This is a genomic window from Streptomyces sp. NPDC001980, from assembly GCF_040296885.1.
Lineage (GTDB): Bacteria > Actinomycetota > Actinomycetes > Streptomycetales > Streptomycetaceae > Streptomyces.
Genome location: NZ_JBEOYD010000026.1, coordinates 127044 through 141117, shown reverse-complemented (window position 1 = coordinate 141117; position 14074 = coordinate 127044). Strand labels below are relative to the sequence as shown.

At 70.5% G+C, this 14074-nt stretch carries 12 protein-coding genes and 1 pseudogene; 11 read left to right on the top strand and 2 right to left on the bottom strand.

The features are described from left to right. Positions 1-334 precede the first annotated feature (334 nt). Positions 335-2146 (bottom strand): FAD-binding dehydrogenase, encoded by a 1812-nt coding sequence (locus tag ABT137_RS33025; RefSeq protein WP_351714777.1) that lies wholly within the window; start codon positions 2144-2146, stop codon positions 335-337. Between the two features lie 317 nt (positions 2147-2463). Here ABT137_RS33025 and ABT137_RS33020 point away from each other — a divergent pair, with 317 nt between their 5' ends. The 6 genes from ABT137_RS33020 to ABT137_RS32995 are packed head-to-tail and all read left to right on the top strand — an operon-like array spanning position 2464 to position 8620. Beyond that, the gene (locus ABT137_RS33020; RefSeq protein ID WP_351714776.1) at positions 2464-3555 is read left to right on the top strand and encodes a sugar ABC transporter substrate-binding protein; all 1092 of its coding nucleotides are present in this window, start codon (positions 2464-2466) and stop codon (positions 3553-3555) included. A gap of 53 nt (positions 3556-3608) precedes the next feature. Further along, the gene (locus ABT137_RS33015) at positions 3609-4697 is read left to right on the top strand and encodes a mandelate racemase/muconate lactonizing enzyme family protein (protein WP_351714775.1); all 1089 of its coding nucleotides are present in this window, start codon (positions 3609-3611) and stop codon (positions 4695-4697) included. Beyond that, entirely contained in the window at positions 4694-5758 is a 1065-nt protein-coding gene (locus ABT137_RS33010) for an ABC transporter permease (RefSeq protein WP_351714774.1), read from the top strand. The genes ABT137_RS33015 and ABT137_RS33010 overlap by 4 nt, the downstream gene beginning before the upstream one ends. Beyond that, positions 5755-6780, top strand: coding sequence for an ABC transporter permease (locus tag ABT137_RS33005; RefSeq protein ID WP_351714773.1), 1026 nt, complete (start codon positions 5755-5757; stop codon positions 6778-6780). The genes ABT137_RS33010 and ABT137_RS33005 overlap by 4 nt, the downstream gene beginning before the upstream one ends. After that, a complete protein-coding gene (locus tag ABT137_RS33000) occupies positions 6777-8300 on the top strand; it encodes a sugar ABC transporter ATP-binding protein (protein WP_351714772.1) in 1524 nt (507 codons plus the stop codon). Before ABT137_RS33005 ends, ABT137_RS33000 begins: the two co-directional genes overlap by 4 nt. Continuing rightward, complete coding sequence (locus tag ABT137_RS32995; protein ID WP_351714771.1) at positions 8297-8620, top strand: L-rhamnose mutarotase; 324 nt, start codon at positions 8297-8299, stop codon at positions 8618-8620. Before ABT137_RS33000 ends, ABT137_RS32995 begins: the two co-directional genes overlap by 4 nt. Here ABT137_RS32995 and ABT137_RS32990 read toward each other — a convergent pair. Continuing rightward, positions 8610-9374, bottom strand: a complete 765-nt coding sequence (locus tag ABT137_RS32990) for a GntR family transcriptional regulator (protein WP_351714770.1) — start codon at positions 9372-9374, stop codon at positions 8610-8612. The genes ABT137_RS32995 and ABT137_RS32990 overlap by 11 nt on opposite strands. 181 nt (positions 9375-9555) lie before the next feature. On the opposite strand from ABT137_RS32990, the gene ABT137_RS32985 reads away from it, so the two are divergent. From ABT137_RS32985 to ABT137_RS32965, 5 genes and pseudogenes are all read left to right on the top strand, one after another. After that, the gene (locus ABT137_RS32985) at positions 9556-10299 is read left to right on the top strand and encodes a YqjF family protein (RefSeq protein WP_351714769.1); all 744 of its coding nucleotides are present in this window, start codon (positions 9556-9558) and stop codon (positions 10297-10299) included. Between the two features lie 117 nt (positions 10300-10416). After that, positions 10417-11631, top strand: a complete 1215-nt coding sequence (locus ABT137_RS32980) for a carbohydrate-binding protein (protein WP_351714768.1) — start codon at positions 10417-10419, stop codon at positions 11629-11631. A 132-nt stretch (positions 11632-11763) separates the two neighbouring features. After that, positions 11764-12540: a polysaccharide lyase family 7 protein gene (locus tag ABT137_RS32975; protein WP_351714767.1), complete on the top strand. Its 777-nt coding sequence runs from the start codon at positions 11764-11766 to the stop codon at positions 12538-12540. An 89-nt stretch (positions 12541-12629) separates the two neighbouring features. Further along, positions 12630-13431 (top strand): annotated as a pseudogene (locus ABT137_RS32970) (DUF4389 domain-containing protein). Between the two features lie 40 nt (positions 13432-13471). Beyond that, positions 13472-13927: a hypothetical protein gene (locus ABT137_RS32965; protein ID WP_351714766.1), complete on the top strand. Its 456-nt coding sequence runs from the start codon at positions 13472-13474 to the stop codon at positions 13925-13927. The last annotated feature ends 147 nt before the right edge of the window (positions 13928-14074 follow it).

Below are 14074 nucleotides of genomic sequence, written 5' to 3'. Positions count from 1 at the left end.
CAACCGCCCCTCGGCTGACGAGGTGTGTGACGCATGACTGCACTGGCCTCTGGATCGCATGGGCGACCGCTCCCCCCCATAACGCGTATTCCGCGTTCTGCCGCTTCTACGAACAGCTCCTGTTCCCCGCTGTACACCTTTGTGCCCGGACCGGTGACGGGGTCACCGGTCCGGAGGTGTCGCTCAAACGTCGCGAAACAGTACGCACGCTGTCAAGGGTGCCACTGTCGGGGCAGGTTGAGGGTGGGGTGACTCGGACTTTCCCGGCCCTTTCCGTCAGACCGCCGTCAGGCTGCCGTCAGACCGCCATCGGGCCGCCGCCACGCCGCCCCCGTCAGGTCGCCGTCGCCTGCGCCGCCGCGCGGCCCGCCTGCCGACCCGAGAAGAGGCAGCCGCCGAGGAAGGTGCCCTCCAGCGAGCGGTAGCCGTGCACTCCGCCGCCGCCGAAGCCGGCGACCTCACCGGCCGCGTACAGGCCGGGGACGGGTGAGCCACTGCTGTCCAGGACGCGTCCGGAGAGGTCGGTCTGCAGGCCGCCGAGGGTCTTGCGGGTGAGGATGTTGAGCCGCACGGCGATCAGCGGGCCCGCACTGGTGTCCAGGATCCGGTGGATCGCCGCCGTACGGCTGAGGGAGTCGCCGATGTAGCTGAGCGCGTTGCGGATGCCCTGGACCTGGACGTCCTTGGTGTACGGGTTGTCGATCTCGCGATCGCGTGCCTCGATCTGCCGTCTGAGGTCGGCGAGGTCGACGAGGTTGTCGCCGGTCAGCTTGTTCATGCCGGTGACGAGGTCGGTGAGGTTGTCGGCGACCACGAAGTCGACGCCGTTGTTCTTGAACTTCTCGATGGGCTCCGGGGTCTGCCAGATCCGGGAGAGCAGCTGCCAGACGTTCTTGTTGGTCAGGTCGGGGTTCTGCTCGGAACCGGAGAGCGCGAACTCCTTGGCGATGATCTTCTGGGTGGTGACGAACCAGGAGTAGTCGTAGCCGGAGGCGGTGATGGACCCGAGGGTGTGCAGGGTGTCGTAGCCGGGGATGTCGGGCGTGTTGAAGCGGCGGCCCTTGGCGTCGAACCACATGGAGGACGGGCCGGGCAGGATGCGGATGCCGTGGTTCGGCCAGATCGGGGCGTAGTTGCGCAGGCCCTCGGTGTAGTGCCACATCCGGTCGGGGTTGACGATCCGGCCGCCCGCCTGGGCGGTGATGCCGAGCATCCGGCCGTCCACGTGTGCCGGCACGCCGGTGACCATGAACTTGGGCGGGGTGCCGAGCCGGGCCGGCCAGTTCTGCCGTACGAGGTCGTGGTTGGCGCCGATGCCGCCCGAGGTGACCACCACGACCGGGGCCCGCAGTTCGAAGTCGCCGACGACGGTACGGCTGCTGGGGGTGCCGCGGGCCGCGCTGCTGGGCTCCAGGACCGCGCCGCGCACCCCGGTCACCGCCCCGCCCGTGGTCACCAGCTCGTCGACCCGGTACCGGAACTTGAAGGTCACCTTGCCGGCGGCGACCGCCGCGCGGACCTTCTTCTCGAAGGGCTCGACGACCGCCGGACCGGTGCCCCAGGTCACGTGGAAGCGGGGCACGGAGTTGCCGTGGCCGTCGGCGAGGCCGCCGCCGCGCTCGGCCCAGCCCACGATCGGGAACCACTGCACACCCAGGCCGGAGAGCCAGGACCGCTTCTCGCCGGAGGCGAAGTCCACGTACGACTCGGCCCACTTGTAGGCCCAGTAGTCCTGGCCGTTCGGGTCGTCGACGCCCCGGTCGAAGCCCGCCGTGCCGAGCCAGTCCTGCCAGGCCAGGTCGTGGGAGTCCTTGACGCCCATCAGCCGCTGTTCGTCGGAGTCGACGAGGAACAGCCCGCCGAAGGACCAGAAGGCCTGGCCGCCGAGGCTCGCCTCCGGCTCCTGGTCGAGCAGCAGCACCTTGCGGCCGGCGGCGGCGAGTTCGGCGGTCGCGACCAGACCGGCGAGGCCGTGGCCGACGACGATCGCGTCCGCGTCCTGCGACTCGGCGGCGAACGCCCCGGCCTGGCCGAGGGTCATACCGGCGAGCGCGCCGCCGGCCACCGTCAGCACCTGACGGCGGGTGAACCGGGACGACAGCTCGGAGCTTTCCGGCGCGTCGGCGCCTGCTCTGGGGTTGTCCATGGAGGGGTGCCTTCCGTACGGATGCGGGCGGTGCGGGAGACATGACTGGGACTGCCGGGACGGCAGGGTGTTACCGACGGTAGCCCATGGTGGGAGCGGCGACCAGAGTCGTGCGCGACCGGATCGCGGCCGAACTGCCGCACGAACAGGCCGAGTTACGTTTCCTATAGGATTCTTGGCTCTCTCGACGACCCTGGGAACGTCACTCGCGGAAAACTCCCAGCTTGAAACGGTTCTTGTCGTAGACCTTGACGCAGACCTCCACCTGCCCCACGATCACCGCATCAATTTCCTATCTGATCCTGTAGGGGTGGGAGATGCACTTCCCGACCAGATCCGTCCTGTCCGGGGTTCTCACAGCGGCACTGCTCGCTGCCGGGACCGCGGCCTGCACCTACCGCAACGCACCCGCCCCCGCCGCCGGGCAGGCCTCGGCGGCCGGACGCACCGGCGACGGCACCGACCTGGCCGACGGGTCGGGGACCAAGGTGGCCCTCGTGCCCGGCGGCGCCCATCCGTACTTCCAGCCGTGGAAGACGGCGGGGGCCGCCGCGAAGAAGACCTACCGCCTCGGCGACGTCACCTTCGACGAGACGGCGGAGTGGGACCAGCAGAAGCAGAACAACCTGCTGTCCACGCTCGCGGCCCGCGGCTACAACGCCTTCGGGGTGTTCGGCGTCTCCCCCACCGACATCAACACGACCTTCGCCGACCTCACGTCGCAGGGCTTCCCGGTGGCGTCCCTGGGCTCCTGCCCGGCCGGCGACAAGGACGAGGCCGACTTCTGCCTCTCCACCGACGTCGAACTCGCCGCCTACAAGGCCGCGAAGGCGGCCATCGCGGCCATGGGCGGCAAGGGCACCCTGGTCCATCTGACCGGCAACAACGTGGACGCCAACACCCAGTTGCGGATCAAGGGCGTGGCCCGGGCCGTCAAGGAGTCCGGCGGCAAGGTGAAGCTCCTGCAGACCATCACCGACATCGACACGGACCTGCAGACCGCCCAGAAGGCGGTGTCCGACCTCATGGCGGCCAAGGGCGGCCAGATCACGGGCATCGTCGCCACCGCCTACAACCCGGCCGTCGCCGCGGCCGACGCCGTGCAGTCGTCCGGCTCGAAGGCGAAGGTCATCGCCATCGACGACGACGCCAAGATCCTCAGCGGCATCAGGCAGGGCACGGTCACGGCGACCGTCGTGCAGAACCCCACCGGCCAGGCCGAGATCGGTACCTGGGCGCTCGCGCTGCTCCAGACGAAGCAGTGCACCATGCGCGATCCCGGGGTGGAGGTCGACTCGGGTTCGTTCGTCGTCACCAAGGCGAACGTCGGCGACTACGACAAGGCCCGGCAGGAGAAGACCAGGCAGCTGAAGACGGAGTTCGCCGACAAGTACCTCTCGTGCGGCTGACCGCCCGGAAAGAGCCCGAAGAGAGCGAAAAGCCCGAAAGAGAACGGACATCGATGACCATCATCACGACCGCGACCGCCCGGCTGGTCGACATCGCCGTCGAGACGGACCGTACCGACGCGGTGCAGTCCTTCGTGAAACAGGAGACGGTCCTGGTCGACCTGGCGACGGCGGACGGTCTCGCGGGCACCGGCTACGCGTACACGATCGGCACCGGCGGCACCTCCGTGCTGGCCCTGCTGCAGGACCATCTGCTGCCCGCCCTCGTGGGACAGGACGCCCGTAACGTCGAGGCGCTGTGGCAGCGGCTGTTCGCCCTGACCCGGGCCACCACCACCGGCGCCATCACCTCCCTCGCCCTCGCCGCCGTGGACACCGCCCTGTGGGACGTGCGCTGCAAGCGGGCCGGAGAGCCGCTGTGGCGGCTGGCCGGCGGACACCGTCAGGAGGTGCCGGTCTACGACACCGAGGGCGGCTGGCTCCATCTGAGCACCGAGGAACTGGTCAAGGGCGCCCTGCGGGCCCAGGAGGCGGGCTGGGCCGGCGTCAAGATCAAGGTGGGCAGGCCGCATCCCGCCGAGGACGCCGAGCGGCTGCGCGCCGTACGCGAGGCGGTCGGCCCCACGCTGCACGTCATGACCGACGCCAACCAGTCCCAGACGGCGTCCTCGGCGCTCCGGCTCGCGGCCGCGCTGGAGCCGTACGACCCGTACTGGCTGGAGGAGCCGCTGCCCGCGGACGACATCAGCGGTCACGCCCGGCTCGCGCGGGCGACCCGGATCCCGGTGGCCGTCGGCGAGTCCATGTACTCGCTCATGCAGTTCCGCGGGTACCTGGAGACGGGTGCCGCCTCCGTCGTGCAGGTCGACGCGGCCCGGATCGGCGGCATCACCCCGTGGCTGAAGGTCGCGCACCTGGCCGAGAGCCACAACGTGACGGTCTGCCCGCACTTCCTGATGGAGCTGCACGTCAGCCTCGCCGCCGCGGTGCCCAACGGCAGCTTCGTCGAGTACATCCCGCAGCTGCGGGCCGTGACCCGGACCGAGCTGGCCATCCGCGACGGCCTGGCCGTGGCCCCGGACGAGCCGGGCATCGGCATCGACTGGGACCCGGACGCCCTCGACGACCGGAGGGTGGCATGACGACCTCCATCAGTCCCCCGGACACCGTCCCGGAGGAGAAGACAGCCGGTCACCGGATGCCGTTCTGGGTCAACCAGCGGCTCGGTCTGCTGGTCCTGGTCATCGCGCTGAGCATCCTGTTCGGCGTGCTGCGGCCCGCCTTCCTCGACCAACGCCTCGTGCTCTTCCCGCTGCTGCGGGACGTGGCCACGCTGACCGTGGTGGCGCTCGCCCAGATGGTCGCCCTGTCCGTGGGGCACATGAACCTCGCGGTCGGGCGGATGGCGGCCTTCGGCGCCATGTTCGCGGGCCTCGGCTACGACAAGCTCCATCTGCCCATGCAATTGGGCCTGTTGCTGTGCCTGGCCGCGGGCGCGGCGATCGGCGCGGTCACCGGCTGGCTGATCGCCCGGACCGGGGTGAGCTCCTTCGTCGTCACACTGGCGATGGACTTCGCCCTGCTCGGCCTCGTCTCCCTCATGTACTCGGCCCTCACCGAGGACGCCGCCTTCACCACCCGCCCGGCCGGCATCGACGCCCTGCGGTCCTATTCGCTGGCCGACATCTGCGTGGGCCCGGTCTGCGGTTCGCCGGCCATCCCGCAGCTGGCCCAGTTCACCGTGCTCGCCATGCTCGGTCTCGGCTTCCTGTACGGCTGTACCCGCATCGGCCGGGAGCTGCTCCTCACCGGCGCGAACCCGGCCGCCGCCGAGCTGTCCGGCATCCCCACCGGACGCCGGGTCCTGCTCGCCCACACCCTGTCCGGACTGCTCGCGGCGCTCGCCGGGTTCATGGCCGCCGCCGGGACGGGCACGTTCCGCGCCTCCATCGGCGACGACTTCATGCTGCCGTCCTTCCTCGGCGCGGTGCTCGGCGGCACCCTGCTCACCGGCGGGGTGGTGTCCGTCCTCGGCACGCTGCTCGGCACCGCCCTGGTGGGCGTGATCCGCAAGGGGCTCGACCTGCTCGGCGTCGGCCTGGAAAGCCTCAACATCTACCTCGGCTGCATCCTGCTGCTTGCCCTTTCGGCCGACCGGATCCGCACCGTGGTGTCCTATCGCAAGGTGGTGCGCTCCACATGAGCACGATCCGCGACCAGCAGAGCCGGGCCGCCGCGGCGCTGCACCGGTTCTCCCGTACGACGGCGGCCATGCTGCTGCTGGTCGTCGTGGCAGGGGCGGTGGCGCTGGAGGTGGCGTCCTCGGGCTCCTTCTTCGAGGGCCCCTCGGTACGGGTCTTCCTCCAGTACCTCGCCACGCCCATCCTCATCGGCCTCGCCCAGATGGTGGCGCTCTGCGTGGGCCAGCTCAATCTCGCGGTCGGCGCGCTGGGCGGTTTCACCGCCTGCCTGACGGGCGTCCTGATGGCCGACCACGGGGTGCCCGCCCCGGTCGCCGTGCTCGTGGGGCTGCTGACGGCGACCGCCGTCGGCCTGGTGACCGGTCTCGTCATCGTGGCCACGCAGATCAACGGCTTCATCGTCACCCTCGCCACGATGACGATCCTCCTGGGCGCCCAGTACCGGCTCGTCGGCACCCGGACCGTCGACGGCTACTCGTCCACGCTGCGCGACCTCGGCACGGCGGCGCCGCTGGACATCCCGCTCGTCTTCGTCACCGCGATCGTCGCGGCCGTCCTGCTGGGCGCCTTCATGTACCGCACGGTCGCGGGCCGTCGGCTGCTCGCCGCCGGCGGCAACCCGCTGGCCGCGCGGCTGTCGGGCATCTCCACGGACCGGCAGATCGTGGCCGCGCACACCCTGTCCGGGCTTCTGGTCGGGGTGGCGGCCGTGACCGCGACCGCCTCGCTGCCCGGCGTCAACCGCAGCGTCGGCGGCGACTGGCTGCTGCCCAGCTTCGCCGCGCCGATCATCGGCGGGGTCGCGCTCACCGGCGGTTCCATCGCGGTCTTCGGGACCGTGCTCGCGGCCTTCGTGACCCGGCTCATCGACGCGGCCCGCGCCCAGTTCTCGCTGGATCCGAGCTGGGTGAACCTGCTGATCGGCCTGGTCGTCCTCGGCACGGTCGCGGGCGGGCACCTGCACCAGACGCGGCTGGCAAAGGCCGCCACCACCCCGTCAGCACAGCCGGGAGGCGCCCGATGAGTACGGTCCTCCTCGAATGCCACGACCTCGTGAAGGTCTTCCCCGGCGTCCGCGCCCTGGACGGCGTGGGGCTGCGGCTGACCGCCGGCAGTGTGCACGCGCTCCTCGGCGAGAACGGCGCCGGCAAGTCCACCCTCATCAAGGTCCTGACCGGGGTGCACTCCCCCGACGGCGGCACCCTCACCTGGTGCGGTGCACCGGTTCAGCTGCGCTCTCCCCTCGATGCGACCCGGACCGGCATCGGCGTCGTCCACCAGGAGCGCAACCTCATCCCCGGCTTCTCGGTGGCCGAGAACATCACCCTGCAGAAGCCGCCCGCGCGGCGTGGCCTGGTCGACTACGCGGCCATGACCGAACCGGCCGTCGCCTGCCTCACCGAGCTGGGCGTCGGCCTCGACCCGGACCGGCCGGTACGCGAACTGTCGGTCGCCCAGCAGCAGTTGGTGGAGATCGCCAAGGCCCTGTACACCGAGAGCCGGGTGCTGCTCCTGGACGAGCCCACCGCCTCCCTCTCCCCGGAGGAGACGGAGCGCCTGTTCGAGGTGGTCCGGCGGCTCGCCGAACGCGGCGCCTGTGTCGTCTTCGTCAGCCACAAACTGGAGGAGGTCTTCGCCCTCTGCGACACGGTCACCGTGCTGCGGGACGGGAGGTCGGTGCTGGAGTCGTCGCCGCTGGCCGACCACTCCCACGACGACATCGTGAGCCTGATGGTGGGCCGTGCCCACGCGGCGGCCGAGATGCGCCCGCGCACGGTCGACCGGTCTGCCGCACCGGTCCTGGAGCTGGACGGGGTCGCCACGGCCGGCGGGCACCGGGACATCAGCCTGGCGGTGCGGCCCGGGGAGATCGTCGGCCTGTACGGGCTGGTCGGCGCGGGGCGCAGTGAGCTGGTCAAGGCGGTGCTCGGCCTGGACCGCATCACCGCCGGCGAGGTCCGGGTGCACGGCAGGCCGGCCCGGATCCGCTCGCCCCGCCAGGCCCTGCACGAGTTCGGCATCGGGTACGTGACCGAGAACCGCAAGGAGGAGGGCGTCTTCCTGGAGCAGCCGATCGTCCGCAACATCACGGTGACGGTGTGGAAGCGGCTGGCCAAGGCGCTCGGGTTTGTCCCGGCGGGCGAGGAGCGCGCCGTCGCCCAGGACCTCGTCGACCGGCTCGGCATCCGGATCACCGATCTCGCGCAGAACGCCGGTGAGCTCTCCGGCGGCAATCAGCAGAAGGTCAGCCTCGCCAAGTGGCTGGCCGCCGACACCCGGTTGCTGGTCGTCGACGAGCCGACGGTGGGAGTCGACGTCCGTACCAAACGCGCCTTCCACGAACTCATCTGGGACCTGGCCGACGGCGGGCTGCCCATCCTGCTGATCAGCAGCGACCTCGCGGAGATGGTCACCCTCGCCGACCGGATCGTCGTCATGACCGACCACCGCGTCCGCGGCGAGGTCGACAACGACCGGGACTACGAGCGGATGAGCGGCCGGATCATCCGCCTGATCCACGACCGCGACGCGGTGCGCTCGTGAGGCGCGTGGCCCAGGTCGTCGCCGTACTCCCGGAGAAGCTCGACGCGTACCGGGAGTTGCACCGCGAGGTACCGGAGCCGGTCCTGGACCGGCTCCGGCGCTGTCACATCGCCAACTACTCGATCCACCTGCTCGGCGACCGGCTGTTCGCCTACTTCGAGTACCACGGCAACGACCTGGCGGCCGACCTCGCGCTGATGGCCGCGGACGAGGCCACCCAGGAGTGGTGGCGGCGCACCGCGCCCTGCCAGACGCCGGTTCCGGAGGCGGCCCCGGGCGAGTGGTGGGCCACCGCGGAACAGGTGTTCCTCATGGAGTAGGCGACTCGGCACCGCCGCCGTCGTCTTCACCGTCGTCGTCTTCGCCGTCGTCCTGGAGCTGGCGCTCCATGCTGCGGGTGAGGTGCTCGGTCATCGCCTCGGCCGCCCGCTCGGGGTTGCGGCGCAGCACGGCCCGGACGATCCGCTCGTGTTCGGCGACGGTCGGGCCGCCGGCGCCGACGACGTCGCCGAGCCGGAAGATGTGCAGGTGCGCGTGGAGGCGTTCCACGGCATCCGCCAGGAGCGGCCGGTGCGCGGCCTGACCGATCGCCTCGTGGAAGCGCTGGTCGAGGGCGGCGAAGTCGCGGTAGGACGCGTACCGCCCGTTGGGGCTGGGCTGGTCCTGCATCTCCTCCACGATCCTTTCCAGACCGTCGAGTTGCTCCTCGGTGGCGTTGGCGGCGGCCAGGGCGGCGGCCCTCGGTTCCAGCAGCAGCCGCATCTCGAAGAGTTCCGCGAGCCCCTGCGGGGTGAGCAGTTCCGTGGCCCGGTAGCCGGACAGGGCGCGCTTCACCACGAGGCCGTCGGACTCCAGCCGGGCCAGCGCCTCCCGGACCGGGGTGGGTGAGACGCTGAGGGTGCGGGACAGCGCGTCGATGCCGACGCGGGCGCCGGGGGCGATCTCGTGGTCCATGACCATCGCCTTGATGCTCTCGTACACGCTGTCCGACAGCGCCTGCCGGACGGGCGGCGGCTCGCCGGGTGCGTCGCCGTGGCCCGGGACCCCGGCCGCGGAAGAGCTGTGCGGCGGCATCCCGGCTCCTCCTTCTCAAGGCCTGCGTGTCGCCCACAGTTTACCCGTGTTACCGGGCCGAGCGGCGCGGAAGTCCTGATCAGGGGGCCGTCGCCGCCGAAGCGCACCAGCAGGAACGGCTCCGCCCCACTCTCGCGGAACGCCTCCGTCGGCTCGCACTGGCGTGCTATCAACCTGGGCCATGGAGACCGTGGCGACCGAGCCCATAACCCCGTCCACCCCGCGCCCTGTCCGGCTGCCGACGATGGTGCAGGGGTGGCACCAACTGACCTTTCTGCACTGGCCGGTGGAGCCGGAGAAGGTGGCGGGACTGCTGCCCGCCGGCACCCGGCCGGACACCCTGGACGGGGTCACCTACGTCGGGCTCGTCCCGTTCCTGATGCGGGGCACGGGCTTCGGGCCGGGGCCGGGGCTGCCGTATCTGGGCACCTTCTGCGAGACGAACGTACGGCTGTACTCGGTGGACGGGCACGGCCGGCGCGGGGTGGTGTTCAGGTCGCTGGACGCGACCCGGCTGCTCCCGGTGCTGATGGGCCGGCTGGGGTTCCGGCTGCCGTACATCTGGTCCGCGATGCGGCTGCGCCGCGAGGGCGATGTGATCACCTACACCTGCCGACGGCGGCGCCCGGCGGCCGCGAGCCGGGCGGTCGTGCGGATCGGGGCGCCGATCACCGAGCCCTCGCCGCTGGAGCACTTCCTGACCGCGCGCTGGGGGCTGCACGTGACCTGGCACGGCCGTACCGCGCACCTGCCGAACGAGCATGCGCCCTGGCCGCTGCACCGTGCGGAACTCCTCGATCTGGACGACGAGTTGGTGGAGGCGGCCGGCCTGCCGGCCCGGTCCGGGCCGCCGGTGAGCGTGCTCTGGTCACCCGGCGTGAAGGTGCGGTTCGGGACGCTGGAACTGCTCCGCCCCGCCGGGTAAAGAAATCGTATGGTCTAGTCCAAAGTGGGCTTTGGTCCAGTCCAATTCATTGACGTGACCGCGACATCTCCGGAAGCTGGGACCCACCCCACCTCCCCGGCCCCCCTGGAGGCACCAGTGAGACCCCTTCGCGCATGTCTGGGCGCGGCTGCCGCCGTCACCCTCGCCGCCGCCGGCACCACCGCGCTCGTCGCGAGCAACGCCTCGGGCGCGACCACCGCGCTGAGCAACCGGTGGTACGCGGCCGCCCCCTACCTGATGCCGCTGGACAACAACCCGCCGGACGCGGGCGCGATCATGGACGCCAGCGGCCTCAAGGCCTTCCAGCTGGCGTTCGTCCTGGCCCCCAACGGCGGCGGCTGCTCGCCCACCTGGGGCGGCACGGCGGCGGTCTCCTCGGACACCGCCGTGCAGTCGGTGATCAACACGATCCGGGCCAAGGGCGGTGACGTCTCCGTCTCCATCGGCGGCTACGGCGGCACCAAGCTGGGGCAGACCTGCGCGGACGCGGCCTCCACCGCGGCGGCCTACCAGCAGGTCATCACCAAGTACGGGCTGCACGCCATCGACTTCGACCTGGAGGAGCCGGAGTACGAGAACACCGCGGCGATCAAGAACGAGATCGGCGCCGCGAAGATCCTCCAGCAGAACAACCCGGGCCTGTACGTGTCGGTGACGACGGCCGGCACGGCGGACGGGACCGGCTGGTTCGGCAAGCAGATGCTGCTGGAGGCGAAGTCGCAGGGGTTCACGCCCAACAACTTCTCCATCATGCCGTTCGACGGCGGTTTCAGCGGGGCGGCCTCGCAGACCAGCGCGCTCACCAACTTCAACTCGATCCTGCAGTCCACCTTCGGCTGGGACCAGGCGACCGCCTACGCCCACGAGGGCTTCTCCGGGATGAACGGCCGCAGCGACACCGGTGAGTACTTCACCCAGGCCGACTTCCAGACCGTGCTCGACTACGCGACGAGCCACAACATGGACCGCTTCACGTTCTGGTCCCTGAACCGCGACCGCCAGTGCAGCCCGGTCGACAACAACGGCACCACGTCCGGGACCTGCTCCAGCGTGGCGCAGGGCGACTGGGACTTCGCCAAGTACTCGGTGAAGTTCGCCGGGGTCACCCCGCCGACCACCACGCCCACCCCCACCCCGACCCCGACACCCACGCCCACCTCCTGCAAGACCGCCTGGAGCTCGACGGCGGTGTACACGGCCGGGAACGAGGTCTCGTACAACAGCCACAACTGGAAGGCCAAGTGGTGGACCCAGAACGAGGTGCCCGGCGCCTCCGAGTGGGGCCCCTGGCAGGACGAGGGGGCCTGCTGAACCCCTTGACGGGACTGGTCCGGACCTTTAGCTTCACGGGTCATCGACGGTTACGGATGCGTCCGAAGTTCACACACATGAACTCCAGTGAGTGAGCTCCGGGCGCAGCCCTCTGACGAAAGGACCCCCCACGTGAACCGTTCCCGGCTGCTCGCGGCGCCCACCGCCGCGGGCCTCGCCCTCGCGCTCACCGTCCTGTTCGGCGGCAGCGCGGACGCGGCGGACCCGAACGTCGCGCCCGGCGGCAATTTCGACCTGTCCATATGGCAGCTCCAGGAGCCGGTCGGCTCCCCCGGCTCGCCGACCACCATCCCCTCGTCCCGGCTGCAGGGCGCGAACGGCTACCAGGACGCGTACTTCTACACCGACACCCGCGACGGGGCGATGACCTTCTGGGCGCCCGAGAAGGGCGTCACCACCCCGAACTCCAACTACGCCCGCTCCGAACTGCGCGAGATGAACCGGGACGGCAGCGCCGCCAACTGGTCGCTGAGCGGCAGCCACAAGATGAGCGCGACGCTGCGGGTGGTGTCGGTGACCAAGAACGTGTGCGTGGGCCAGATCCACCTCGGCACCGGCGGCTCCTCCACCAAGCCGCTGCTGGAGCTCTATTACCACTCGAACGGCGACATCGTCCTCGGCACCGAGAACTCCCCGGACGGCGGCCAGACCTCGCACAGCGTGGGCCACGTGTCGATCGGCAAGACCTGGACGTACACCATCGCGGTCTCCGGCGGGAACACCATCGACCTGACCGTCAACGGCACTACGACGCACTACGCCATTCCGTCCTCCTTCAACCAGTACAAGCAGTACTTCAAGGCGGGCTCGTACAACCAGTCGTCCTCCGACAGCACGACCAACGGCGCCCGGGTCGCGTTCTACGGTCTGACCGTCAAACACGGCTGAGTTCGCCTGGTCCACCCTGGCGGGGGCCGTCGTTCCGCCGCACGATGGAGAAGCCATCCGCGCTGCGGCCGGACGCCGGGGGAGGACTCATGACGCAGAGCTGGGAACCACGTCCGCCCGCCACGGCGGACGGCCCCGAATGGCGGCCGGCGCTCGACATCCCGGCGCCGGCGCAGCAGCGCCGCTGGACGGTGCTGCTGCGCTGGCTGCTGCTGATCCCGCAGTTCGTCGTGCTCGTCGTCCTCGGGATCGGGGCGTTCTTCGCCACGGTCGCCGGCTGGTTCGCGGCGCTCGTGCTGGGCCGGCTGCCCGACTCCATCGCCTCGTTCCTCGGCAGGTACCTGGCCTACGAGACCCGGATCGTGGCCAGCTCCATGCTCCTGGTGGACCGGTATCCGCCGTTCGCCCTCACGGCGCCCGACTACCCGGTGCAGATCGAACTGCGGCCCACCACCCTGAACCGGCTCGCGGTGCTGTTCCGGCTGATCCTGATTGATGATCCCGGCGGCGATCGTCGCCAATCTCGCGACGACCGGCTGGTTCGCGGTCGGCTGGATCTTCTGGATCATCGGGATCGTGCTGGGACGGCTGCCCGGGCCGGTTTTCGGGGCGACGGCCGCGGTCGCCCGCTACCGGATGCGGTTCGGCGCCTACACCAGCATGCTGACGCCCGTCTACCCGAAGGGACTCCTCGGCGACGGGCCGGCCGCCAAGGAGGAGGTCCGCTCCGCCACCCGGCCCCTGGTCCTGGACACCGCCGCCAAGGTCCTGATCTGGGTCTTCCTGGTGCTCGGCCTGATCACCCAGATCGGCTCCCGGTCCACCGGCGACTACGACGAGAACGGACTGACGAATACGCCGCAAGTGGTACATCTCACGGGACGGTCGTAGCGTCGAAGGGAAAGGTACGGCCGAACGGGCGGGAGCGACCATGCGCAGACCAGTGGTGGGAACGGCGATCGGACTCGGGGCGGCCCTGCTGCTCACGGCAGGCATGACGACTGCTTCCGCGACGCCGCCGACACCGTCCGCGTCACGGGCGTCGGCCCAGCACCCGGTGCTCGTGGACTGCCTCTGGCACCAGCGGTTCAGGCCGAGCGACTTCTTGCTGGCCTGCGGCGACGGCAACAGCATCCTCACCGGCATGCACTGGACCCAGTGGAACGACAAATCTGCGGTCGCCCAGGGCGTGAACGTGGTGAACGACTGCAAGCCGTACTGCGCGGCGGGAAAGTTCCACAAATACCCGGTGACCGTACGGCTCGACCGCCCGACGGCCTGGACGAAGCACCCGAACGTGCAGCACTTCACGCAGATGAACCTGACCTACTCCGGTGCCAGGCCGGAGGGATACACGCAGGTCATGAACTACCCCATGTGGAACTGAGCGGGGCCGTCACCCGGCTGCGCGGCATGCGGGGCCACGCCGTGCGCCGGGCGGGCGACGTCGCGGCCGGGGCTGCCGCGGCCCGGGGACGGGGAGGCGTCATGTTGGTGTGACCGGTACGCCGGAGCCTTGCGCTCCCGTCGAAAG

Bases quoted from the DNA above. Each gene is read 5' to 3' on its own strand.
- ABT137_RS33020 (WP_351714776.1), top strand. From the start codon at position 2,464: ATGCACTTCCCGACCAGATCCGTCCTGTCCGGGGTTCTCACAGCGGCA.
- ABT137_RS32990 (WP_351714770.1), bottom strand. From the start codon at position 9,374: ATGCCGCCGCACAGCTCTTCCGCGGCCGGGGTCCCGGGCCACGGCGAC.
- ABT137_RS33010 (WP_351714774.1), top strand. From the start codon at position 4,694: ATGACGACCTCCATCAGTCCCCCGGACACCGTCCCGGAGGAGAAGACA.
- ABT137_RS33000 (WP_351714772.1), top strand. From the start codon at position 6,777: ATGAGTACGGTCCTCCTCGAATGCCACGACCTCGTGAAGGTCTTCCCC.
- ABT137_RS32985 (WP_351714769.1), top strand. From the start codon at position 9,556: ATGGAGACCGTGGCGACCGAGCCCATAACCCCGTCCACCCCGCGCCCT.
- ABT137_RS32965 (WP_351714766.1), top strand. From the start codon at position 13,472: ATGCGCAGACCAGTGGTGGGAACGGCGATCGGACTCGGGGCGGCCCTG.
- ABT137_RS33005 (WP_351714773.1), top strand. From the start codon at position 5,755: ATGAGCACGATCCGCGACCAGCAGAGCCGGGCCGCCGCGGCGCTGCAC.
- ABT137_RS33015 (WP_351714775.1), top strand. From the start codon at position 3,609: ATGACCATCATCACGACCGCGACCGCCCGGCTGGTCGACATCGCCGTC.
- ABT137_RS33025 (WP_351714777.1), bottom strand. From the start codon at position 2,146: ATGGACAACCCCAGAGCAGGCGCCGACGCGCCGGAAAGCTCCGAGCTG.